The sequence below is a fragment of the Phyllobacterium sp. SB3 genome (genome assembly GCF_040009165.1).
Taxonomy (GTDB): domain Bacteria; phylum Pseudomonadota; class Alphaproteobacteria; order Rhizobiales; family Rhizobiaceae; genus Phyllobacterium.
Map to the genome: position 1 here is coordinate 132,082 of NZ_JBDYKI010000003.1, position 21,988 is coordinate 154,069.

The window sequence follows — 21,988 nt, forward strand, 5'->3', positions numbered from 1 at the left end:
TGACGGGCACTACTCCTCGCAAATATCTTGAAATTGACGTTGTGGCGCAGTAGTTGAATGCCATCATGACAGATCATTCATCTAATCTGCCCTTTACGGTGGCTGCGCTTTACCGCTTTGCCCGGCTGGAACATTACCAGTCGCTGCAGGAGCCATTGGCAAAACTTTGCTGCTCGCAGGGCATCAAGGGCACGCTGCTTCTTGCGGCGGAAGGCATCAACGGCACTGTTGCCGGAACAGCTGTCGCCATTAAGCAGCTTGTTGATTTTCTCGAAGCAGAGCCTGCAATCGCCGGAATGGAGCTGAAATATTCTCACGCCAGCGAAATGCCCTTCAAGCGCATGAAAGTGCGTTTGAAAAAGGAAATCGTGACCATGGGCGTCGAGGATATTGATCCGCTGCAGAGCGTTGGAACCTACGTGCCCGCAAAGGACTGGAACGCGCTGATTTCAGATCCGGACACAGTGATTATCGACACGCGCAATGATTACGAGACCGCCATAGGCACGTTTACCGGCGCGCTGGACCCGCAAACGAAGACATTCCGCGAATTTCCGCAGTGGGTGGAAAATCACCGCGAAGAACTTGAAGGCAAGAAGATTGCCATGTTCTGCACCGGCGGCATTCGCTGCGAAAAGGCTACGGCGTTCGTTAAAGGCCTCGGCTTTGATGATGTTTTCCACCTGAAGGGCGGCATTCTCAAATATCTGGAAGATGTGCCAGCTGAGGAAAGCCGCTGGGAAGGTGAGTGTTTTGTCTTCGACGAGCGGGTGTCGGTTGGTCACGGACTGATTGAGGGCGAGGCGGAACTCTGCCACGCTTGCCGGAACCCAATTGCACCGGAAGACAAGCTGTCGCCTTTGTTTGCGGAAGGGATTTCCTGCCCCAATTGCTATCACGAGCGCACCGAGGAAGATCGCGCGCGCTTTGCCGAAAGGCAAAAACAGGTGCGGCTGGCGCGGGAGCGGGGGCTGAAAGAACATATCGGTTCTTGAGGAATTTATAGTGCTGCAAATATGTTGTGCGTGGTTCGACGAGGCTCACCATGAGGATGGTGGTTGGTTGCAAGGTGATTATTTGCAACCTCGTGCTCGCGGCCACAATCTCTGCCCTTCCTCATGGTGAGCCTCGTCGAACCACGCACTGCATTATTATAGAGCAATGTTGACGCTGCCCGATCAGCCAAAATTTCCTCTGTCATTGCAATGCCATGAAGCTGTTCCTAACTAAGGGCCAGCGAATTCCATGCGACCAAGAGGGAGATATGCATGCTCGATCCGAAGAAGATTTTGAACGATTTCCTGGGAAGCAATATTCCCGGCGTTGGAACCTCGGTGCGCGATACAGCCGGAAAGGCGACGCAGATGGCCAAGGACAATCCTCTGGCGGCAGGCGCATTGGCAGCCATTCTGCTAGGCACCGGTACAGGACGTGAGGTTGCCGGTGGCGCTTTGAAGCTGGGCGGTCTCGCTGCGGTTGCAGGGCTGGCCTACAAGGCTTACCAGAATTACCAATCGGGCAAAGCTCCGGCGGATACCGCGCAGGCTCCGGCAAATGGCGAATTGCTGCCACCGCCAAGTGATTCCGGCTTCGATCCGCAGACAGCACCGCAAGGTGAGCATGAATTTGCGTTGGTTCTGGTCCGCGCAATGATTGCCGCCGCGCGCTCTGACGGCATGGTTGACGATGCCGAGCGTGCCCGCATTTTCGAAAAGCTTTCGCTTTCCGGCATGAACAGCGATACGCAGGAATTCCTGAATGCCCAGCTTAGCGCCCCAGTCGATGTGGATGCACTGGTCGCTGCCGCTGTTACTGACGAGCAGAAGGTCGAGCTTTACACAGCTTCCCGCCTTGCCATTGATCCTAAGACACGCGGTGAACGAGGCTATCTTGACCTGCTTGCAGGACGTCTCAAGCTGCCGGATAGCCTGATCGATCATATCGAGGCTACTGTAAACCAGGCCAAGACTGGCACACCTGTTTAAGCCAATGGAAATTTATAGTGCGTGGTTCGACACGCTCACCATGAGGGAGGGAGTTGATTGCAGGTCACGGAGTTTGGACCTGCGATCTGCCACTTTACTCATAAAGCATCAACATTCCTTATGGTGAGTTTGTCGAACCACGCATTATAAAAATAGGTGGGCGGTGATACCGCCTATTTCGTCAAAAACTTTTCGATGCGTTCGATAGCGCGGATGATGTTCTCTTCCGAGTTTGCATAGGAGAGGCGGATATAGCCCTCACCAAGAATGCCGAAGTCGGGTCCGCCGATCAAAGCAACACCCGCATCGTCCAATAGAGCCGCCGCCAGTTTCTTGGCAGGCCAGCCGGTTTCCTTGATGTTGGGGAATGCATAGAATGCGCCCTTTGGCGTGGCGCAACTGATGCCCGGAAGGCTGTTCAGCCCATCGACAACAATCTTGCGGCGGTTGTCGAATGCCTTGCACATTCTCTCTACATCATCCTGCGGGCCGTCGATTGCGGCGATACCGGCAAACTGGCTTGGTGCGTTGACGCAGGACCAGCAATTGACTGCAAGCTTGCGCACCTTATCATAGAGTTGATCAGGCCAGATGGACCAGCCCATGCGCCAGCCGGTCATGGCCCATGTCTTCGACCAGCCGTTCAGGACTATCAAGCGATCGCGAATTTCCGGGAATGAAAGCAGGGAGCAATGTTCCTCGCCATCATAGGTCATGACGTCATAAATTTCGTCCGACATGATGGCGACATGTGGATGGGCTTCCAGACCTTTGACCAGCTTTTCGATCTCCGACTTAGGCGTAACGCCGCCTGTCGGGTTGGCTGGAGAGTTCAGGATCAGAAGCCGCGTATTCGGGGTAATCAGCGAAAGCGTTTCTTCGGCAGAAAAAGCGAAACCGTTTTCCTCGCGGATTGGAACAGGTATTGGCTTTGCGCCGGTAAATTCGATCATTGAACGATAAATCGGGAAACCAGGGTCGGGATAAAGGATTTCCGCGCCGGGTTCGCCGAAGATCATGATTGCGGCAAACATCGTCACTTTGCCACCTGGCACGATGATGATGTTTTCGGGCGATACTTCAACGCCTGTGGTGGTCAGCGTGCGCCGCGCCACCGCCTCACGCGCAGCCAGCAAACCATTGGCTGGCGTATAGCCATGATGTCCGTCTTTCAGCGCCTTGATGGCAGCTTCGACGATATGCGCCGGTGTTTTAAAGTCCGGCTGGCCAATGCCAAGATTGATGATGTCTTTGCCTTGGGCGCTAAGGGCTGTAGCCCGAGCAAGGACAGCAAAGGCATTTTCTTCGCCGATACGGTCGAAGCCCGAAATAGTACGCAGCATTTTCTTGTCTCACATACAATTTTCAACTTCTGCTTTGTGCGGGGTGTATCGTAACAAGTCAAACGCGCTTTGCTAAAATAAGGCTTGATTACATGACCGATCTGAAAGACTGGATACCGCGACCACTTCCTGCTGTTGAACCGCTTGAGGGGCATTATGTGCGCCTTGAGCCAATCAATGCCGCAAAGCATGGCGATGGACTTTATGAAGCCTCAACCGTTACCGATGCCGACAGCCGGTTTCGCTACCTTTTCGAGGATTCGCCGGAAAGCCGTGAAGCAATGACGCCATGGCTGGAAAAAATAGAGGCCAGCAAAGATCCATTGTTTTATACGGTTATCGACAAGGCCAGCGGCAAGATAGCCGGTCGGCAGGCGCTGATGCGGATAGACCCGGTGCATGGCAGTATCGAGATCGGCAATATCTATTGGGGGCCGCTGGTCGCACGCAAACCAGCCGCCACCGAAGCGCAGTACCTTTTCATGGAATATGCTTTCGACGTACTCGGTTACCGGCGCTACGAATGGAAATGCAACAACAGCAATGAGCCTTCCAAGCGTGCTGCGGAGCGGTTTGGCTTCACGTTTGAAGGCATTTTCCGCCAGCATATGGTGCAGAAGGGCCAGAACCGCGATACGGCTTGGTATTCGGTGACAGACAAAGAATGGCCAGCGTTGAAAGCTGCCTATCAGGCGTGGCTTTCGCCGGAAAATTTTGATGCTGACGGACAGCAGATCAAACGGCTGGAGGAGTTTCGAACGATAACAGCCTGATCCGGCTCCAATTGTCGTTCACGGCCTCGAACAGGAGGCCGTGAAATTATCCGTTTCAGGATGGATTGATCGCAGCGAAGACCTCTTCATAGCGGCCCTCCCGCTCGGCGGAACGCCTGCTCCGGTCGCGTTCGACAAGGACCTCCCCCCGAGGATGATTTCCCGTTTCCAGCAAGTGCATGACTTCCGCCACATATGCGCTGACAGGTACGGCGCGAGGGTCGGAGGCCTGATGGGCACCGGTAAGTTCCGTCTGCACATAGGGCGGGGACAACTCCAGCACTTCGACCGGAATATTCCGCAACTGGTGGCGTAGCGACTGAAGCCACGAGTGGAGGAACGCCTTGCTGGCGCAATAGGTTGGAAAGTCAGCCCGGGGAATGAAGGCAAGATTTGAACTGGTTGCCATTATCGTTGCATTTGGCCGGGTTTTCAGCAGTGGAAGAAATGCTGCTGTTGTGCGCAATACGCCCACGATGTTGGTATCAATGACCGTGCGCGCGGCGGAAGCATCCCAGCTTTCCGAGGTCATGTCCTCCGCTTTTGAAATTCCGGCATTGGCGAAAAGCATGTTGAGATCAGGAAAGCGGGTGCGAACATCGCTTGCAAGTTGAGCCAAAGAGTTTGGATCATCAAGATCGAGCGGCATTCCCACCAGACCGGGACGCTGCGTTGTAATCTCGTCCAGCAAGGACAAACGACGCCCCGTGATGATAACGCGATTGCCGCGATCATGGAACGCTTCGGCGAGTGCCCGGCCGATACCACTCGTTCCGCCGGTAATAAGGATTGTGTTGCCAGTCATCTGCATAATGTATTGCTCCGTTGTTGTTACCGGCTGCAAGGCCGGATTGCGCGGGCGCCAATGGGGCAATGGTGTTTTCCCGTACCACTTCAATGGAGCGAATCCGGTCGATAACGCACCCATTTGCCGGGAGCATTATTAAAACCGTCAAGCGGCCAGCGAGTGGAGAAAACAACGTCATAACCATAGCGCCTCTTACATCGAGACCTCCCTGCTGGGACCCTCTCGAAAAGGACGCGTTGGATGACGGTAACGCCTACGACAGTCAGCTCAGGGAGCAACTGTAATCTGCGAGATAGTGCGGCTCAATGTCATTGTCAATCGACATGGTATTTTGCCCGAATACTTGCTTTGCAACCAGATAAGGCTACAACCCCTACCAACTGCGTTGAACACAGGCGACAATCTTGATGGACCCCAAAACCCGTAATGCGGCCATAGCGGCTGCCTGTATCATGCTCGGCTTTGGGTTTGCCGCCTATCTCATGCCCAATATGATGCTGGCGATTGGCGGCAAGTCTCCGCTGGCGGCCGGTATATTTGCGGTTATCTTCGTTATCGGCTTTTTCGTCGTGTTTTGGCTGCGCGCCAGAAGTCAGCGCCGTAACAAAAATCAGTAGCTCAGCGAAGCGGTCAAAAGCAGCATGCCGATAAGCACGATGAACAGTGCGCCGCCAATTTCAATAATGTTCTGAACCCTGCTCGATAGCGCAGTTCCACCGGAAATGCGCAAGGCGATATTCTTGGCAGTGACAGCCAGTGTTGCGAGAACCGCGACAGTTATAAATGTGCCGAAAGCCATGGCAAAGACAGACAGAACACCGCCGAGTACCAGACCATTCAACAATGAGAATGTCAGAACTATCAATGCGCCTGAACATGGACGCAGGCCGACAGCGATAATTGCCGCCCAAGCGGTTTTCCAGTTGAAATCACCGGAAATCATGGCCGGATCGGGAGCATGGCTATGACCGCATGTCTCGCAGACTTCACCCGCCGCATGGGAATGACCGTGATCATGTGAATGATGGTGGTGTGCATGGTCATGATTGTGATGATGATGCTCGTGGCCGGCATGAGCATGTGCTGCTTTTGCAGCGAAAAGACGCGGAACCTTGCGCCAGAGCAGCGAAAGGCCAAAGGCAATGATCAGGGCAAAGCTCGCCACTTCCATGACATGCGTTGCGTCGTCCATGGAAACTGTGGTGCCGCGAAGCACCAGAAAGGTCAGGCCGATGATGAAAATGGCCGTAAGTGCCTGCAACATGGACGACGCAAAAGACAGAAAGACGCCGCGCTTCAAGGTCGTTTCATTTGCGACCATGTAGGATGAAATCACAGCCTTGCCATGGCCGGGGCCGACAGCGTGCAGAATGCCGTAAAGGAATGACAGTCCAACGAGAATCGAAGCCTGCCAAGGGTCCTCGCGCATGGCCTTCAGGGCCTTGGTCATGGCCAGATAAAAGGTGCGCTGCTGTGTATTGATCCAGAAGATGATTTCGGCAAATGGGCCGGTTGGTTTCATCGCCACTTCATTCATGCCGATACCAAGCGAAGACGTTTGTGCCAATGCATGTCCGCCAAAAAGCGCGAGCGCCAGAAGCGCACAAAGCCAGATCGATTTCCGCATCATTTATCCTTTACCCTTGGGAGGGGCATTCTATTTCGAGCCTTGTGGCAAAAATCTTCGTCATATCGGTGCCGGTCGGATCGTTGAAAAACGCATCGGTCAGCGTGCTTTGGTTTTGCGCGATAGCCTGATCCGGGTCCGGGCGCACGACCTTCTGTTTGCAGGCGGGCGGTAACCCTGTCACATGCACGTCCGAGTCGTTGACGTAATCGATGGCGGTATAAAAGGTCGGGTCATAGACACCAAAGCTGGTCTTTGTGCCAAGCTTGAGCGGATGTTTTGGCGTGCTCTCGAAGACGATCAGCAGCTGGTTGTTCTGAAAATCGGCAATCAGATGTTTTGGTGCTGCCATGACGATCTTTTTGTCATTGAGCTGTACGGACTGGAAATAGTCGAACTCGGAAATCGAGGCGTTGATAGTCTCCGCCAGTGCTGCAAGTTCGGCCTCGTCAAGTTTGAGATCACCGTTCTTATCGAACTCCACCAGTACAGTGCTGGAAAAAATATCGTCAAACCGCCAGACATGGCCCAGCTTTTCGACCGTTCCATCCGGCTTGATGGTGATATCAAGCCGCGCTTCTGCAAAGACGTGCGGATGAACATAGGCAGGCGTGGCAAGGGTCATGCCCAAAGCCAGGGTTGCTATGAAAACCGCGAATTTCTGCTGCATGAATCGACCTTTGTAGTTGGGGCACAGGACATCCCGAACTTGGCGAAATTGGGACGATATAACATTAACAACCGCAAATTACACTTTGCGGTTGTCCTTGAACCATTTGGCCAGATAATCGACAAGCACGCGGACCTTGGCCGGCAGATAACGCCGGTGCGGGTAAACCGCATAAATACCCGCATCACGCATGGCAAACTCTTCCAGAACTGACACCAGCCTGCCGCTTTCAATATCCGGTGCCGCTATGAAATCCGGCAGCATGACAAAGCCGAGACCTGAAAGGGCGGCGCGGCGTGCGGCAAGCGGACTGTTTATTTCCATTGCACCTGACACCTGAACAGATATTGCCGGCCCGCTTTGATTATGGAACTGCCAGGTATTGCGCGAACGATTATTGGTGTCGACGATGCAGGGCAGTGTGCCCAACTGTTCCGGCCGCTTAGGAATGCCAGTCTGTTGGATCAATTCCGGGGAAGCACAGACGGCAACGCGAAATGGCGCAATGCGCTTGGCGATAAGCGATGAATCCTGCATGCGGGTTATGCGAATAGCGAGATCAAAACCCTCCTCAACCAGATCGACAAAACGATCATCGAGCCGGACATCAAGCGTGATATCCGGTTGGTCGGCGCAAAAATCGATGAGACATTGACCGATTTCAGCATCGGCAAAGGTGCGGGGCGCTGAAATCTTGATCCGGCCTTTGATGTCGCTGCTGGAGTCGCGAACTGTTTCTTTCAGGTTTTCGACATCACGGAGAATCTCACTGGCACGCTGGTAATAGGTGTGGCCTGCCTCGGTTAGCGAGAACTGCCGGGTGGTGCGGTTGAGGAGGAGGGCGCCCAGTTCATCTTCCAGTTCCCGGACATATTTCGACAGCAGCGCCTTGGACCGGCCTATCTTGCGTGCCGCCGCCGAAAACCCCTCCGCTTCCACGACATCTATATATGCGCGCATGCGGGTGAGCGTATCCATCAAGTTGCCTTTACGGAGTTGAGAATATTGCGACCAAGACGAATGAGAGCCATGTCGCTGCCTTTCGGCCCGAGCAATGAAAAGCCAAATGGAGCGCCATGAACCTGACCGAGCGGCAGGGTGATCTGGGGAAAGCCGGATAGGCCGGATATCATCAGCAGGCGCAATGCCTGCTCCCGGTAGGCTTGTAGTTCGTCAAATGGTGTCGCTGCCAGCGGTGCTGCGCCGGGAACGGTCGGCATGACCAGAATGCCATCATCCTGCAACAGATCGGCAAGCTCGCTGGTGAAGAGTGCGCGGCGTTTGCCTTGGGCTTCGTAAGTTTCAAGATCAATGCCAGCGGCATAGTCAAAACGTTCCTTGACGGCGCGGCCAAGACCGCGATCCTTTGCTGAAAGCCACCCGCCATGCGCCGCCCAAGCCTCAAAGCCCTGAATCTGCCGGAAGCAAAGATATAGATCATCCATTGAAGCCGTTGACTGGCGCGCGGAGCGGGCATGGCCGAGATGGTCAGCAACCACCTTATACATTTGCCTGTAAGCGGCATCTTCCACCTCGCTGACAAGCAAATGCTCGAGCAGGGGAATAAACAGCGGACGCTTCAGGCTGAAATCATTGCTGTCAGGTCCAAGCAGCACATTGCCGACCTTTTCATAAAGCTCAATGTCGCGGGCAAACCAGCCAAATGTGTCCAACGAGGGAGCGAGCGGCATCGTGCCGTCAAGTGATATGCGTCCATGGCTGGTGCGCAGGCCGATCAGTCCGCAGAAGCTGGCAGGGGCGCGGATGGAGCCGCCCGTATCGGTTCCTGTGGCGATGCTGGCAAGTCCGCCCGCTACCGCAGAGGCGGAGCCGGATGAGGAACCGCCGGTTACGCGATCCGGTGCTGCCGGATTTACCGGATAAGGATAATGCGCATTCTGGCCCATGAGCGAGAAGGCAAGTTCATCGGTCTGTGTCTTGCCGATGAATTTTGCTCCGGCATCGAGCAGTTTTTGAACCGCAGGAGCAGTTTTTTCTGCGACAAGTGATTCGGCTTTTTGCGGATTTCCGCAATCTGTTGGCAATCCGGTGACGTCGAAAATATCTTTGACCGCCAAAGTTTCGCCATTCAACAGGCCATCACCCGAGGAAAGGTTAACGGAAGGTAAATCCAAAAAGGCGTTCAAAGGTGAAAATGTGCTCATCGTTCAAAGATTCTATGTGATTTTGCTACGTTTGTTCAATGAATAAAAAACTTTGTCACAATCGATATTTGTCATTGATTGGACACATATTCCGCCTTATATCGCCCTTGCCCAAAGTCGCACGTGCCCATGGGTGTCCGCCGATCTTCATTATGGTGAGGAAACGGTATGGTACCTGGAACTAACCCCTCCAGTCAGCTTAGCAGCCAACTGCCAAAGCTGAGGACATCTGAAGCAACGACGGTGCGGGCCTAGTCGGTCTCTTTCGGCTGTCCAAAAGCTGAGAATTACTGAAGAGGCACACCTTCATTGCCGGTAGTGCGGATGGGAACATCCAAACCAAGGCAGACAAAGCGGATCAACGCCCCGATTGGCGCAGGTCCACCGCCGCATGAACTCGTCCGTGTTTTCAGCATCTCCAAAGGCTGGCTTCGCGGGGGATGGATTCATGCACTTTGTCCTCAGCAATTTTGACGGGCGCGTCCCGCGAAATTGCAATTTGCTGAGCGGCCATACCAGCCGCTATGGAATTGGAGCATAACATGGCTACGCAGCGCATTATCGACTTCATCAATACCCGACGCCCGAACGGCCCCTGCATGGTGCTCGATCTCGATGTCGTGCGCGAAAATTTCCACAATTTCGAAATGGCCCTGCCAGAGTCGAAGATTTTCTATGCAGTAAAGGCAAACCCGGCACCGGAAATCCTGCGCCTGCTCGCTTCGCTCGGCTCCAACTTTGACACGGCATCGGTTGCCGAAGTCGAGATGGCGCTTGATGCCGGTGCAACTGCCGACCGCATCTCCTTTGGCAACACGATCAAGAAAGAGCGCGATATTGCACGCGCCTTCGAACTCGGTATCCGTCTTTTTGCTGTCGATTGCGTTGAGGAAGTCGAAAAGGTAGCCCGTGCTGCCCCTGGCTCTCGCGTATTCTGCCGCGTCCTAACCGACGGTGCTGGAGCCGAATGGCCGCTTTCCCGCAAGTTCGGCTGCGTGCCTGCAATGGCTGTCGATGTACTCCGCCTTGCCCAGCAGCTCGGCCTCGAAAGCTATGGCGTTTCGTTCCATGTCGGTTCGCAGCAGACCGATCTTGCCGCATGGGACCGCGCGCTCGGCGATGCCAAGCAGGTTTTCGAAGCGCTTGCCAAGGAAGGCATCACACTGAAGATGGTCAATATGGGTGGTGGTTTCCCGACCCGTTACCTCAAGGATGTGCCAACCGCACAGGCCTATGGTCAGGCTATCTTCCAGGCGCTGAGCAAGCATTTCGGTAATCGCCTGCCTGAGACAATCATTGAGCCGGGTCGCGGCATGGTCGGCAATGCCGGTGTCATCAAGGCCGAGGTCGTCCTCGTGTCCAAGAAGGCCGACAATGACAATGTGCGCTGGGTTTATCTCGACATCGGCAAGTTCGGCGGTCTCGCCGAAACGATGGACGAGGCAATCCGCTATCAGATCACCACACCGCGCGATGGCGATGCGTCGGAGCCTTGCGTTCTTGCAGGCCCGACCTGCGATAGCGCCGATGTGATGTACGAAAAGAACCCCTATCCGCTGCCAGTATCGCTGACCATCGGTGATGAAGTGCTGATTGAGGGAACGGGTGCCTACACAACGACCTACTCCGCCGTTGCTTTCAATGGGTTTGAGCCTCTCCGATCATACGTAATTTAAGAGACCTTTGATAAGTTCACCCTGATGGGCATCCGATGTGATTTTCTCCGCTTCCGGTACTCATGGACCTAACGTCCACTGCGTTCCGGTTCTCGAAAACCGCACCAGCTGTCTCATCAGGCTGAATTCTCAAAAGGTCCCTCATCCACGCATGGCGTGTCGACGCATCCTTATGATTGATTGGTCAAGACAATGAGCGCAGTAGAATATATCGAACAGAACCTGCATCCCGACGGATTGCAGGCATTCACTATCCGCAACGAAACCGCGCAGGACGAACAGGCCCGTGAAGCCCTGCTTGATCGTGCCATGGGCGAAGGTCGCCGTCGCAAGTCTTCCGAGAAGCTGCGTCGCGGACGCTTGCCATCGGCAGGACTGGCCTTTGTCGCACGCGGCGATGACGGGAAACTGCTCGGAACAGTTAGGCTTTGGGACATTCAATCCGGGCATGATGCATCGGGCATGCCGGTGCGTGCGTTGCTGCTTGGACCTCTGGCTGTTGAACCGACCCTCAAGGGTCATGGCATTGGTGCTGCATTGATGCGCCATGCAACCGCCGAAGCGGCACGTCTCGGCCACGGCGCCGTCATTCTTGTCGGCGATCCGGAATATTACGAGCGTTTCGGCTTCGATGGCACGAAAACCAAAAACCTTGCAATGCCGGGCCCTGTCGAGCGGCACCGTTTTCTGGCACTGGAATTGAAAGCCGGACACCTTGAAGGTGCGCATGGCCTGCTGACAGCCAAGGGCAAACGCGCTTCAGCCATCAGGATTTTGCCGGTTTCACTGCGGTTTTCGAGGTAAGTGTGCGGTCTGCAATGCTGGTGTGCGTGGTTCGACGGGGCTCACCATGAGGAAAATAGTGGATTGCAGGTAGTGGGGTTTTCTACCTTGACGTCTCTCATTGCAGCGCACCAACCGTTCCTCATGGTGAGCCGTCCTGAGCTAGTCGAAGGGCGAACCACGCACAAATTTTATGCCACACGATTTTTCCGCTAAGATTGAATAAACCGCTGAATCGCGGCGACTTCACCCTGCTGGATTTCATGACCGCCGGGGTGCCATGCAAGTTCAGTCTCTACACCTTGCGCAATCAGATAATCTGCGAAATCCTGCGTCAGCGATGGCGGGCAGATCGGATCGCGCTGCCCGGCAGTAATCAGCACGCGTTTCCCGGCAAGCCCGGGTTGACCGGCTGGCTGCCACGGGATCAAGGGATGCATCAGCACCGCATCGTTGAAAAGGCCGGGATGCTTGAGCATGACCGACGCCAGAATGTTTGCGCCGTTCGAATAACCCAGCCCAATAACCTTGGATGGTTTGGCCTCGATTTTGCGTGTGCGGATGAAATCAGCCATTGCATCAGTGCGGACGGCAAGATCTTCCATGTCATAGACGCCTTCGGCAGTGCGACGGAAAAAGCGCAATGCGCCGTGTTCCGATACGTCGCCGCGCGGCGAGACAATGCCGGCATCCGGTAATAATTGTCGTCCGAAATCGAAGAACTGGTTTTCATCACCGCCTGTGCCGTGGAAAACAAACAGCAATGGCTGTTCCGGTTTTCCGGCCGGGTGGGTGCGATTCTGATAGCTATTCGGTGCCATGGTTGCCTTTCCGCCCGGAGTGACTGGGGCCGGACCTCATGATTACGCTTTTACTAACCGACATATGGGTGTCGGGCCAGTGAACAGAAGGGGCGGGGCGCTTGATGGATTGTCTACCAGACGAAGACAGTGAATCTTTTACAAGACATTTGGCTTTTTATGTCCGCTTTTCGTCCGATACATGCGTATCAGGCTGTCATATCTGACGTTAATATCATAGTATCAATTGTCAGGAGAATCCAAAAATGTCCGCAGACACCGCTCTTATCGTTATTGACGCGCAGGAATCATTTCGCCAGCGCGGTTACTGGAATGAGGCAGAAGCGAAACCCTTCATTGCCAATATCCAACGTCTGATTGATGGCGCAAAGGCCAAGGGACTTCCCATCGTGCAGATTTTTCATGTCGATGGGGACGGGCCATTTGCACTGGACTCAGGCTTTATCAAACCGCTGGCACCCGTTTCGCTTAACGCCGATGTTGTTTTCAACAAAGCGCGCCACAGTGCGCTGGTCGGCAGTGGACTTGAGGTCTGGTTGACCGAAAACCATATCCGTAAAGTGCTGATAGCGGGTATTCGTACCGAGCAGTGCTGTGAGACAACCACCCGCCATGCATCGGATTTAGGTTATGAGGTGGAATTCGTCTCCGAAGCGACATTGACCTTTGCAATGACCAATGCCGAGGGCCGCACTTTCAGCGGTGACGAGATCAAAGCCCGTACCGAGCTGGTCCTCGCTGGCCGCTTTGCGCGCATAGTGACAGTTGACGAGGCGTTGAGCGGGGTCGAACGCGCGATGGCCGCATGAGCATAGTCGAACCGAAAAATATCGATGTTCTGGTAGTTGTGCCCGCAAGGGCACTTCTGCTTGATATTGCCGGGCCGATAGAGGTACTGCGCAAGGCGAATTTCGAGCAGGATGCGGTGCGCTTCAAGGTCCGCTATGTCGGCCCGCTTGCGAATGTGACGACATCCATAGGGCTTACCATCAGCGGTATCGAACCACTACCAACCCGGGTTCCGTCTGGTGCCATAATTGTACTTGCAGGAGATACGACGACGCTGCTGGATACATCCGCTGCTGTCCATGCGGAAGCGCAGGGGCAAGGTGATATGGGTATTATCGAATGGTTGCGCAGCCACTTCACCGACACTCACAAACTGGTCTCGATCTGTTCGGGTGCCTTGCTGGCTGCACGTGCCGGTCTGCTCGACGGCCATGCCTGTACCACTCATTTCAGTTCAGTCGATGAGTTACGCGAACTTGTGCCAACGGCACGGGTCTTCGACAACCGGCTCTACGTCGAGGATGGCAATCGCTATTCAAGTGCCGGTATTACGGCAGGCATAGATTTGATGCTGCATCTTGTCGGTCAGATCGCTGGACCCGCCTGTGCCGTGGCAGTTGCAAGATATCTGGTGGTTTATCTGCGGCGTAGCGGAACTGATCCGCAATGGTCACCGTGGCTCGACGGGCGCAATCATATTCACCCCGCAATTCACCGGATTCAGGACAAGCTGGCTGCTGACCCGGCGCAACATTGGACATTACAGGCGCTGGCAGACATTGCAGCAACCAGCCCGCGACATCTATCACGCCTGTTCAATGAACATACGGGGATGAGCATTTCCGAATATCTCAACGGCCTGCGCATCGCTTTGGCGCGGGAGATATTGAGCAATTCACGGCTGGATATGGAAGGTGTGGCAGACCGCACGGGGTTTGCCTCTGCAAGGCAATTACGGCGGGCTTGGGGGCGGATACATGCTGCTCCGCCCAGCAGTGCGAGATTGCCGTAACTCCTGGAAATCTTGCACAACGCAATTGCCACAAGTCGCGCGTTACTTAAGCGTCTGACCAAGGTCCGTGGAAATCCCCTTCTTCGCCAAGGCGTTTGAAGCCATGAGCGCCGAAGAAATCACGCTGAGCCTGAATGACGTTTGCAGTACCCCGAGCCTGACGGAAGCCATCGAAATAGTTGAGGGCGGCAGACAGAGCAGGGACAGGAAGACCCGCAAGTGAAGCTTCGGAAACGACCTTGCGCAGGGATTTCGAGCCGGATTTCATGCGTTCGACGAAGGCTGGTACGAGCAGAAGGTTGGTGCCTTCACTGCCTTCAAACGCTGCTGCGATCTGATCGAGAAACTGCGAACGGATGATACAGCCAGCGCGCCAGATACGGGCCGTGGTCGCAAGCGGGATATCCCAGCCACGCTCCTTCGAAGCGCCAACCATGACATCGAACCCTTGCGCATAGGCGGCAATTTTACCCGCTAGCAGACCCTGCTCCAGCGCATCGATAAAAGCCTGGCTGTTGTCGGAAAGCTTGGCAGTCCCGAGATCGCCATAGGCTTTTTCCGCTTCCGCACGCTGTTTGACCATTGAGGAGATGGAGCGGGCAGCAACGGCAGCCTCAATGCCAGTGGCGGGAATACCCAGCATTTGCGCCTCGATGGCAGCCCAGCGGCCAGTGCCCTTCTGTCCGGCGCTGTCAAGAATGATATCGACTGCGGGCTTGCCGGTCTTCTTGTCGGTAGCAAGCAAAACCTTCGCAGTGATTTCGATAAGATAGGAATTCAGCGGACCGGCATTCCACTTGTCGAAAATCTTGCCGATAGCTTCCGATGTCAGGCCAAGGCCATCACGCAGCACGCCATAGACTTCGGCGATCATCTGCATATCGGCATATTCAATGCCATTATGGATGGTCTTGACGAAATGACCGGCACCGTCCGGACCAAGCAGGGCAGAGCAGGATTCGCCCTCATACTTTGCGGAGATCGCCGTCAGAACCGGCTCAATACGCGCATAGGATTCAGGCGTGCCGCCGACCATGATCGAAGGGCCGTGCCGCGCCCCTTCTTCACCGCCGGAAACACCCATGCCGACAAAGGTCGGATCATTGGCGCCGAGTTCGGCAAGGCGGCGAACCGTATCGTGGAAATTTGCATTGCCTGCGTCGATGATGATGTCTTCCTTGGCGAGGAAAGGCTTCAGAGCGGCGATCTGTTCGTCCACCGCCTCGCCAGCCTTGACCATGAGAATGATCGGGCGCGGGGCACGAATGTTTTTGGCAAGGTCCTCCAGCGTTTCACACGCGATGATCTTGTCCTGCAGGTCACCTGCATCGGCATAAAATTCATTTGTCTTGGCAACGGTTCTGTTGAAAACCGCAACGCGATAACCATTCTCGGCGATGTTCAGCGCCAGATTGGTACCCATGACGCCGAGGCCGATCAATCCGATGTCAGCTTGCTGCATGATTTTGGTCCTTACACATTCAATAGGGGCATAATTCGATAACTCATCCGACAGGTGAAAGGCCCAAGAGAGGCTTTTCCGACCCGGGACAGCATTAGTATATCAATGAGCGTTGGCGGCAATGGCAAATGACGAAATTTCGATCATCGAATCCCGGGCCATAAATGTCATCCGCGCGTAATACAGGTTTTGATATGTTATTATTTTTTAGCCATTTGTTTGCGAGGGATTATTATGAAACTCAAAAGCCTGAGCATAGGTACATTCAATCTCTACAATCTCAATGAGCCGGGCGTGCCAATCTATACCGACAAAGATGGCTGGTCGCAGGAGGAATATAACAGCAAGATTGAATGGACGAGCCGGACTATCCGGCTTCTGCAACCGGATATTTTCGGATTTCAGGAGCTTTGGCATCCTGCTTCCATCACGCGTGCCCTTGAAGCCTCCGGTCTGGCGGCTGAATATGAGCTGGTTGTACCGGAGACGGCCAATGGCAAACGTATCGTTTGCGCTGCAATCGTCCGCAAAGGGCTTTTAACTGGTCAGCCGGAGTGGATCGAACGGTTTCCCGACAAGTTCATGCTGAAGAGTTCCGGCGACGATCCCCAGACGCCAGCGATCAGCGTTTCAATTCCCAGTTTCTCTCGTCCTGTCCTGCATTTTCAAGTGCGCCCACGCGAGGATCATGAACCGGTGCATGTTTATGTCTGTCATTTCAAATCGAAGGGACCAACGCAGGTTTTCAGGGAGTCGTGGTTCAAGACCGATGAAACCACCTACAAGAAGCATGCGACAAGTATCGGCGCGGCCATTTCCACTATTCGCCGCACCGCCGAAGCTGCCGCGTTGCGCTTCCTGTTGACTGAACAGATGAAAGGCAGTCGTACGCCGGTCATCGTCCTTGGCGATATCAATGACGGCCAGCTGAGCAATACGGCGAATATTCTGACGGAACAGCCACGCTATCTTGTTGGGGATTCGCTTGGCGGAGGAGATGTCAGTCTCTATACGGCGCAGACCCTGCAGGAGTATCGCAGCACGCGAGACGTCTATTATACGCACATCCATCAGGACATCATGGAGTCACTTGACCACATTCTGGTCAGCGAGGAGTTCTATGACAACTCAAAGCGGCGTATCTGGATGTTCGACGGAATGACAGTCAACAATGACCATCTGAATTTCGATGATCACAAACAGTCCGGGACGAATGACCACGGAATAATCTGTGCGACTTTTAAATATAAACCAATGAAAGTAGAAGCACAGGAGGTTGCCGACGGTCCCGCATGATCGCCGTTCAGGTGTCGCGCAATTGCTCCAGATCGTGGATACGATCCGCACTGCTTTGCTCAAGTTTGCGCGTGACTTCGGCGACCAGTGTTTCGGCAATCAGGAATAAGGCGGCTGATGAGTCCCAAGGTGAAGGGACAGCAGTACGGCCAGCAATGACGTGTTTGGCGAAACGCGCAATCGGTGAAAGCCACTGGTCGGTGACAAGCACAATCTCGACGCCGCGCGCCTGAGCCTTTTCGGCAAAACGTAAAAGGCTGTCCTGATAGCGGCGGATATCGAAAACGATCAGTACGTCTTTCTTGCCCATATCGATCAACTGATCGCGCCAATGGCTTTCCTGTCCTGCAAGATGTGTCACGCCGGTGCGGACAATCTTGAGATGGGCAGCCATGTATGTAGCGATCGGGTCAGTGAAACGCCCGCCAAGCAGATAGAGACGCGAGCGATTGCGACTGATCGCATTGGTCACATCGTCAAGCTGCTGAGCTGAAAGATGCTGGAATGTCTCGCGAATATTTTCGATTGCGGCTTCCATAAGCGGGAAGGTAGCGCCGCCTTTTGGGCGTTGGATTGTCGCCGCGCGATTCCAGGGTGATTGAACCTGCGCTGCCAGCTCTTCCTGAAGCGCACTCTGAAATTCAGGATAGCTCTGAAAACCCAGACGGGCAACGAACCGCAGGATTGTAGGCGAGGAAACCCCAGCTTGGCCCGAAAATTCTGCCACGGTTCGCAAGCCGATCAGTGGGTAATTGGCAATCAATGTCTGGGCTGCCCTGCGTTCCGAGGCCGGCATCGCGTCGATCTTTTCTGCGATAAGCTCGGAAATGCTGGTGCTCATGAATGCGTCCCCCGTCCGAATCATAAAACGTCAATTTCGGATTTGACAATTTTGATTGTTATGTATCAAATCATACGAGAGTGGAAATAAAAATACAAAATGTAACGTAAAGTACAGTTTGCCGAAAAGGGCAAAAATGGGCCGGACCATAGCGAGCGGTGCGCCGCAGGCACTATCCAAGGAATGGACTCCTGTTCGGGTGACAAACCCGGAAGGGGTGGGGCCCTGCATTATCCTGTGCGATCATGCGTCCAATTATATACCCGACGGTTTTGGCACGCTCGGCCTGCACGATGGCGATCTGCAGAAACACATTGCCTGGGACCCCGGTGCGCTTGGCGTGAGCGCCGTGATGAGTCGCTTGCTGGATGCGCCGCTTGTCGAATCTTGCGTATCGCGTCTTATCATCGACTGTAATCGTCCGCTTGATGCGCCGGATCTCGTTCCTTCCTTGAGTGAAGCAACCATTATACCAGCCAACGAAAACTTGAACGATAAAGCGCGCCGGGAGCGTATCGAGCTTTCGCACAAGCCTTATCACGCGGCTATTGAAAGGCTGGTGCAGGAACGCAAGGCCGCAGGACTGCCGGAGCCGGTATTTATTGCGGTTCACTCCTATACGCCGGTCTATCGCGGCGTTAAGCGGCCATGGCATATCGGCATCATTCATGATGCTGATGAGAGACTTTCTGCGCCTCTTATTGCCGGGTTGAAGCGTGACGAATCCTTGAGTGTAGGAGACAATGAACCCTACTCTCCCGCGGACCGCGTTTACTACACGCTCGAGCGTCATGCCCGGGCGGCGGACCATTCATGTGTCATGGTCGAAATACGCAATGACTTGATCACCAATGCGCATGAGGAAAAACACTGGGGCGAAAAACTCGCCCTGATCTTACAGGAAACCTTGGGGAAGAATTGAATTGATCGCCGCTATGCGGCGGCCGGGCATGCACTCATAGTCGATTTAATCATCAGTTAAAGGGGATAATCATGGCAAGTGCAGACAATAAAAAAGTTGTCGGGAGTGTCGCGTACCAAACGCGCGACAAGCAGTATTTTGAGAAACGCCAACTCATTCGGCATGCGAATGTATGGCACCTCTGGGCCCTCGGCGTCGGTGCCGTGATATCAGGTCATTTTTCAGGCTGGAACGGTGGCCTCCTTCAAGGCGGATGGGGCGGTATGTTCATCGCAACCGTTATCATCGCCATCATGTATCTTGGGCTGACCTTCGCCATTGCGGAGATGTCTCCGGCTCTGCCTCATACTGGTGCAGCCTATTCGTTTGCCCGCACTTCGATGGGGCCTTGGGGAGGCTTTCTGACCGGCTTGGCAGAGAATGTCGAATATGTTCTTACGCCTGCGGTGATCGTCTTTTTCATAGGTTCTTACCTGACGGGCATATTTGGCACTTCGGCGGAATTTCAGCCGGTCTGGTGGGTTGCGGCCTATATTGTCTTTCTGGCGCTCAACATATGGGGCGTGGCGCTGTCATTCCGTGTGACATTGGTTGTGACCGTCCTCGCGCTTGCCTGTCTGGTGGTATTCTGGATATCGGCCATCGGACATATGGACTTCTCACGCTGGGCGATGAATATCGGACCCGGTGGTGTCGAGCTTCCGGAAGGAAATGGACCATTTCTCCCCAACGGCATTACCGGCGCACTTGCCGCGTTGCCGTTTGCTGTCTGGCTGTTCCTTGCAATCGAGCAATTACCGCTTGCTGCGGAAGAATCCGTTGATCCAAAGCGCGATATGCCCAAAGGCATTATTTTCGGCGTTCTCACACTGGTCGTTTCCGCTTTCGCAATCCTGACGTTCAATCCTTCGGTTGCAGGGATCGGGGCTTTTGCACTCGGCTCATCGGGTGAACCATTGCTGGACGGCTTCAAGGCCATCTACGGCGAGGGTATCGCCAAGGGCCTTGCGCTCGTGGCTGTGCTTGGGCTTATCGCATCTTTCCACACCATTATCTTTGCGCAAGGACGGCAAATATTTTCGCTCAGCCGGGCCGGTTATTTTCCGACCGTCCTGTCTGTCACCCATGGCACACGCAAGACACCGCATGTTGCCATGATTGCCGGTGCAACTCTCGGCCTGCTGGTGATCCTCAGCCTCTGGTTCCTGCTCGGTTCCGAGCGTGGCGGTGCTGTCATTGGTTTCACGCTGCTCAACATGGCTGTCTTTGGCGCGATGCTGAGCTATATCATGCAGGCTGTGTCCTTCATTCTGCTGCGCAAGAACCATCCGCATATCGAACGGCCATTCCGTAATCCATTCGGTGTTCCGGGTGCCGTGCTGACAATCATCATTGCCATAGTAACACTCTACTTCCAGTTGACCGATCCGGTCTATCGGCAGGGGATTGTGGGGGTTGCGATCTGGTTTGCGGTGTTTATCGCCTACTTTGCCTTTATCGGTCGGCACAAACTCATTCTGTCGCCCGAAGAGGAATTCGCTCTCGAAAATGCTGAAACGGCCTGACAGGCCATAAGCTAAGTTGCGCCCGGTCTCTTCCGGGCGCAGCATCATTGCCCCACTCGCCTTATCGAGGAAAAAATGGCTGGACATCTGACTTTTGACGAACTGAAAAGCCGCGTAACCAGCGGTGAAATCGATACTGTTCTGGCTTGTTTCGTCGACATGCAGGGCCGGTTGATCGGCAAGCGGTTTCACGCAAGCTTCTTCGTGGAATCCGCGCATGATGAGACGCATGGCTGCAATTATCTGCTGGCCAACGATATCGATATGGAGCCGGTGCCGGGCTACAAGGCTGCAAGCTGGAAACAGGGCTATGGTGATTTCGTCATCAAACCGGATTTGACGACCATACGCTTTATTCCATGGCTGGAAAAATGCGCACTGGTGCTTTGCGACATCCTCGATCACCATCACCATGAAGACCTCTCTCATTCGCCGCGCGCTATTCTCAAGCGCCAGCTCGCCCGTTTGAAAGATCGCGGCTATCTCGCCTACTTCGCCTCGGAGTTGGAATTTTATCTGTTCGATGAGACCTATGAAACGGCCCGCGCCAAGCACTGGAAGGGCATGACGACGGCTTCGCCCTACATCCAGGACTACGTGATCCAGATGACCACGAAGGAAGACGCGGTGATGCGCGCCATCCGCAACGGTTTGTTCGATGCGGGTATCCCGGTTGAAAACTCCAAGGGCGAATGGGGTCCGGGGCAGGAAGAGATTAATGTACGTTATGCCGAAGCGCTGGAAATGGCCGATCGTCATGTGGTCATGAAGAATGGCTGCAAGGAAATCGCTACCCAGATGGGCAAGGCGATCACCTTTATGGCGAAGTATGATTACGCACTCGCCGGCAGCTCCAGCCATGTCCACAATTCCTTGTGGAGTGCAGACGGCAAGACGCCGCTTTTCTATGACAAGAATGCGGAATACACCATGTCGCCGCTGATGCGGCAGTGGGTGGCCGGGCAGCTGAAATATGCCGATGATTTCACCTATTTCCTCGCGCCCTATATCAACTCCTACAAGCGCTTTCAGGCCGGTACATTCGCGCCGACGAAAAATGTCTGGAGTCTCGATAACCGCACGGCAGGTTTCCGACTTTGCGGTGAAGGTTCAAAGGCGATCCGTATTGAATGCCGGATCGGCGGAGCGGATCTGAACCCCTATCTCGCATTTGCCGGCCTCATTGCCTCGGGCCTTGCCGGTATCGATGAGAAGCTGGAACTGGGCAAGCCGTTTCAGGGTGACGCCTATGGCGGGGCAAAATTGCGCGAGATTCCAAAGACATTGCGCGAGGCAACCGACACGCTTGCCCGCTCAAAAATGCTCAAGGAAGCGCTCGGTGAAGACGTGGTTGAGCACTATGTCCACACCGCAAAGTGGGAACAGTTTGAATATGATCGCCGCGTGACAGATTGGGAGTTGCATCGCGGCTTCGAACGGTATTGAAGAA

The 21,988-nt window shown here is 54.5% G+C and carries 21 protein-coding genes; 12 read left to right on the top strand and 9 right to left on the bottom strand.

Annotated features, from left to right (window positions below; translation table 11 throughout):
- Positions 1-65: 65 nt before the first annotated feature.
- Together ABKW30_RS11815 and ABKW30_RS11820 are read left to right on the top strand one after the other, a co-directional pair.
- Positions 66-995, top strand: coding sequence for a rhodanese-related sulfurtransferase (locus ABKW30_RS11815; protein WP_348599130.1), 930 nt, complete (start codon positions 66-68; stop codon positions 993-995).
- Between the two features lie 273 nt (positions 996-1,268).
- Positions 1,269-1,985 (top strand): tellurite resistance TerB family protein, encoded by a 717-nt coding sequence (locus ABKW30_RS11820; RefSeq protein WP_348599131.1) that lies wholly within the window; start codon positions 1,269-1,271, stop codon positions 1,983-1,985.
- A 173-nt stretch (positions 1,986-2,158) separates the two neighbouring features.
- On the opposite strand, the gene ABKW30_RS11825 is transcribed toward ABKW30_RS11820, so the two are convergent.
- Positions 2,159-3,328 carry a pyridoxal phosphate-dependent aminotransferase gene (locus ABKW30_RS11825; RefSeq protein WP_348599132.1) on the bottom strand — a complete coding sequence of 390 codons (1,170 nt, stop codon included), beginning with the start codon at positions 3,326-3,328 and terminating at the stop codon, positions 2,159-2,161.
- Positions 3,329-3,420: 92 nt separating this feature from the next.
- Between ABKW30_RS11825 and ABKW30_RS11830 the strand changes: the two genes are divergently transcribed.
- Positions 3,421-4,101 (top strand): GNAT family protein, encoded by a 681-nt coding sequence (locus ABKW30_RS11830; protein WP_348599133.1) that lies wholly within the window; start codon positions 3,421-3,423, stop codon positions 4,099-4,101.
- Positions 4,102-4,156: 55 nt separating this feature from the next.
- Here ABKW30_RS11830 and ABKW30_RS11835 read toward each other — a convergent pair whose 3' ends face one another.
- Positions 4,157-4,912, bottom strand: coding sequence for an SDR family NAD(P)-dependent oxidoreductase (locus ABKW30_RS11835; RefSeq protein WP_348599134.1), 756 nt, complete (start codon positions 4,910-4,912; stop codon positions 4,157-4,159).
- A gap of 404 nt (positions 4,913-5,316) precedes the next feature.
- On the opposite strand from ABKW30_RS11835, the gene ABKW30_RS11840 reads away from it, so the two are divergent.
- Positions 5,317-5,526: a hypothetical protein gene (locus ABKW30_RS11840; RefSeq protein ID WP_348599135.1), complete on the top strand. Its 210-nt coding sequence runs from the start codon at positions 5,317-5,319 to the stop codon at positions 5,524-5,526.
- Here ABKW30_RS11840 and ABKW30_RS11845 read toward each other — a convergent pair.
- The 4 genes from ABKW30_RS11845 to ABKW30_RS11860 form a co-directional block, all read right to left on the bottom strand.
- Complete coding sequence (locus tag ABKW30_RS11845; RefSeq protein WP_348599775.1) at positions 5,520-6,536, bottom strand: nickel/cobalt transporter; 1,017 nt, start codon at positions 6,534-6,536, stop codon at positions 5,520-5,522. The two genes, ABKW30_RS11840 and ABKW30_RS11845, sit on opposite strands and share 7 nt — an antisense overlap.
- Positions 6,537-6,546: 10 nt before the next feature.
- Positions 6,547-7,161, bottom strand: coding sequence for a DUF1007 family protein (locus ABKW30_RS11850; protein WP_348599776.1), 615 nt, complete (start codon positions 7,159-7,161; stop codon positions 6,547-6,549).
- 123 nt (positions 7,162-7,284) lie between these two features.
- Entirely contained in the window at positions 7,285-8,184 is a 900-nt protein-coding gene (locus tag ABKW30_RS11855) for a LysR family transcriptional regulator (protein WP_348599136.1), read from the bottom strand.
- A complete protein-coding gene (locus tag ABKW30_RS11860; protein ID WP_348599137.1) occupies positions 8,184-9,371 on the bottom strand; it encodes an amidase in 1,188 nt (395 codons plus the stop codon). Before ABKW30_RS11860 ends, ABKW30_RS11855 begins: the two co-directional genes overlap by 1 nt.
- 542 nt (positions 9,372-9,913) lie before the next feature.
- On the opposite strand from ABKW30_RS11860, the gene odc2 reads away from it, so the two are divergent.
- Together odc2 and ABKW30_RS11870 are read left to right on the top strand one after the other, a co-directional pair.
- Positions 9,914-11,047, top strand: coding sequence for an ornithine/lysine decarboxylase (odc2, locus tag ABKW30_RS11865; protein WP_348599138.1), 1,134 nt, complete (start codon positions 9,914-9,916; stop codon positions 11,045-11,047).
- 192 nt (positions 11,048-11,239) lie between these two features.
- Entirely contained in the window at positions 11,240-11,851 is a 612-nt protein-coding gene (locus ABKW30_RS11870; protein WP_348599139.1) for an N-acetyltransferase, read from the top strand.
- A gap of 191 nt (positions 11,852-12,042) precedes the next feature.
- Here ABKW30_RS11870 and ABKW30_RS11875 read toward each other — a convergent pair whose 3' ends face one another.
- On the bottom strand, positions 12,043-12,651 hold the full coding sequence (locus ABKW30_RS11875) for an alpha/beta hydrolase (RefSeq protein WP_348599140.1): 609 nt from the start codon (positions 12,649-12,651) through the stop codon (positions 12,043-12,045).
- Positions 12,652-12,896: 245 nt separating this feature from the next.
- Here ABKW30_RS11875 and ABKW30_RS11880 point away from each other — a divergent pair, with 245 nt between their 5' ends.
- Both ABKW30_RS11880 and ABKW30_RS11885 read left to right on the top strand, forming a co-directional pair.
- Complete coding sequence (locus tag ABKW30_RS11880) at positions 12,897-13,460, top strand: isochorismatase family protein (protein WP_348599141.1); 564 nt, start codon at positions 12,897-12,899, stop codon at positions 13,458-13,460.
- Positions 13,457-14,452, top strand: a complete 996-nt coding sequence (locus tag ABKW30_RS11885; protein ID WP_348599142.1) for a helix-turn-helix domain-containing protein — start codon at positions 13,457-13,459, stop codon at positions 14,450-14,452. Before ABKW30_RS11880 ends, ABKW30_RS11885 begins: the two co-directional genes overlap by 4 nt.
- Before the next feature lie 46 nt (positions 14,453-14,498).
- Here ABKW30_RS11885 and gndA read toward each other — a convergent pair whose 3' ends face one another.
- Positions 14,499-15,914 (bottom strand): NADP-dependent phosphogluconate dehydrogenase, encoded by a 1,416-nt coding sequence (gene gndA / locus ABKW30_RS11890; RefSeq protein ID WP_348599143.1) that lies wholly within the window; start codon positions 15,912-15,914, stop codon positions 14,499-14,501.
- Positions 15,915-16,148: 234 nt separating this feature from the next.
- Here gndA and ABKW30_RS11895 point away from each other — a divergent pair, with 234 nt between their 5' ends.
- The gene (locus ABKW30_RS11895; protein ID WP_348599144.1) at positions 16,149-17,210 is read left to right on the top strand and encodes an endonuclease/exonuclease/phosphatase family protein; all 1,062 of its coding nucleotides are present in this window, start codon (positions 16,149-16,151) and stop codon (positions 17,208-17,210) included.
- Between the two features lie 7 nt (positions 17,211-17,217).
- On the opposite strand, the gene ABKW30_RS11900 is transcribed toward ABKW30_RS11895, so the two are convergent.
- The gene (locus ABKW30_RS11900; protein WP_348599145.1) at positions 17,218-18,051 is read right to left on the bottom strand and encodes a MurR/RpiR family transcriptional regulator; all 834 of its coding nucleotides are present in this window, start codon (positions 18,049-18,051) and stop codon (positions 17,218-17,220) included.
- 136 nt (positions 18,052-18,187) lie between these two features.
- Between ABKW30_RS11900 and ABKW30_RS11905 the strand changes: the two genes are divergently transcribed.
- The 3 genes from ABKW30_RS11905 to ABKW30_RS11915 all read left to right on the top strand — a co-directional run bounded on the left by ABKW30_RS11905 (position 18,188) and on the right by ABKW30_RS11915 (position 21,984).
- Positions 18,188-18,973, top strand: coding sequence for an N-formylglutamate amidohydrolase (locus ABKW30_RS11905; protein ID WP_348599146.1), 786 nt, complete (start codon positions 18,188-18,190; stop codon positions 18,971-18,973).
- 71 nt (positions 18,974-19,044) lie between these two features.
- Positions 19,045-20,538: an amino acid permease gene (locus ABKW30_RS11910; RefSeq protein ID WP_348599147.1), complete on the top strand. Its 1,494-nt coding sequence runs from the start codon at positions 19,045-19,047 to the stop codon at positions 20,536-20,538.
- Between the two features lie 75 nt (positions 20,539-20,613).
- Entirely contained in the window at positions 20,614-21,984 is a 1,371-nt protein-coding gene (locus tag ABKW30_RS11915) for a glutamine synthetase family protein (protein ID WP_348599148.1), read from the top strand.
- Positions 21,985-21,988 lie beyond the last annotated feature (4 nt).

Bases quoted from the DNA above. Each gene is read 5' to 3' on its own strand.
- ABKW30_RS11815 (WP_348599130.1), top strand. From the start codon at position 66: ATGACAGATCATTCATCTAATCTGCCCTTTACGGTGGCTGCGCTTTAC.
- ABKW30_RS11820 (WP_348599131.1), top strand. From the start codon at position 1,269: ATGCTCGATCCGAAGAAGATTTTGAACGATTTCCTGGGAAGCAATATT.
- ABKW30_RS11825 (WP_348599132.1), bottom strand. From the start codon at position 3,328: ATGCTGCGTACTATTTCGGGCTTCGACCGTATCGGCGAAGAAAATGCC.
- ABKW30_RS11830 (WP_348599133.1), top strand. From the start codon at position 3,421: ATGACCGATCTGAAAGACTGGATACCGCGACCACTTCCTGCTGTTGAA.
- ABKW30_RS11835 (WP_348599134.1), bottom strand. From the start codon at position 4,912: ATGCAGATGACTGGCAACACAATCCTTATTACCGGCGGAACGAGTGGT.
- ABKW30_RS11840 (WP_348599135.1), top strand. From the start codon at position 5,317: ATGGACCCCAAAACCCGTAATGCGGCCATAGCGGCTGCCTGTATCATG.
- ABKW30_RS11845 (WP_348599775.1), bottom strand. From the start codon at position 6,536: ATGCGGAAATCGATCTGGCTTTGTGCGCTTCTGGCGCTCGCGCTTTTT.
- ABKW30_RS11850 (WP_348599776.1), bottom strand. From the start codon at position 7,161: ATGACCCTTGCCACGCCTGCCTATGTTCATCCGCACGTCTTTGCAGAA.
- ABKW30_RS11855 (WP_348599136.1), bottom strand. From the start codon at position 8,184: ATGGATACGCTCACCCGCATGCGCGCATATATAGATGTCGTGGAAGCG.
- ABKW30_RS11860 (WP_348599137.1), bottom strand. From the start codon at position 9,371: ATGAGCACATTTTCACCTTTGAACGCCTTTTTGGATTTACCTTCCGTT.
- odc2 (WP_348599138.1), top strand. From the start codon at position 9,914: ATGGCTACGCAGCGCATTATCGACTTCATCAATACCCGACGCCCGAAC.
- ABKW30_RS11870 (WP_348599139.1), top strand. From the start codon at position 11,240: ATGAGCGCAGTAGAATATATCGAACAGAACCTGCATCCCGACGGATTG.
- ABKW30_RS11875 (WP_348599140.1), bottom strand. From the start codon at position 12,651: ATGGCACCGAATAGCTATCAGAATCGCACCCACCCGGCCGGAAAACCG.
- ABKW30_RS11880 (WP_348599141.1), top strand. From the start codon at position 12,897: ATGTCCGCAGACACCGCTCTTATCGTTATTGACGCGCAGGAATCATTT.
- ABKW30_RS11885 (WP_348599142.1), top strand. From the start codon at position 13,457: ATGAGCATAGTCGAACCGAAAAATATCGATGTTCTGGTAGTTGTGCCC.
- gndA (WP_348599143.1), bottom strand. From the start codon at position 15,914: ATGCAGCAAGCTGACATCGGATTGATCGGCCTCGGCGTCATGGGTACC.
- ABKW30_RS11895 (WP_348599144.1), top strand. From the start codon at position 16,149: ATGAAACTCAAAAGCCTGAGCATAGGTACATTCAATCTCTACAATCTC.
- ABKW30_RS11900 (WP_348599145.1), bottom strand. From the start codon at position 18,051: ATGAGCACCAGCATTTCCGAGCTTATCGCAGAAAAGATCGACGCGATG.
- ABKW30_RS11905 (WP_348599146.1), top strand. From the start codon at position 18,188: ATGGGCCGGACCATAGCGAGCGGTGCGCCGCAGGCACTATCCAAGGAA.
- ABKW30_RS11910 (WP_348599147.1), top strand. From the start codon at position 19,045: ATGGCAAGTGCAGACAATAAAAAAGTTGTCGGGAGTGTCGCGTACCAA.
- ABKW30_RS11915 (WP_348599148.1), top strand. From the start codon at position 20,614: ATGGCTGGACATCTGACTTTTGACGAACTGAAAAGCCGCGTAACCAGC.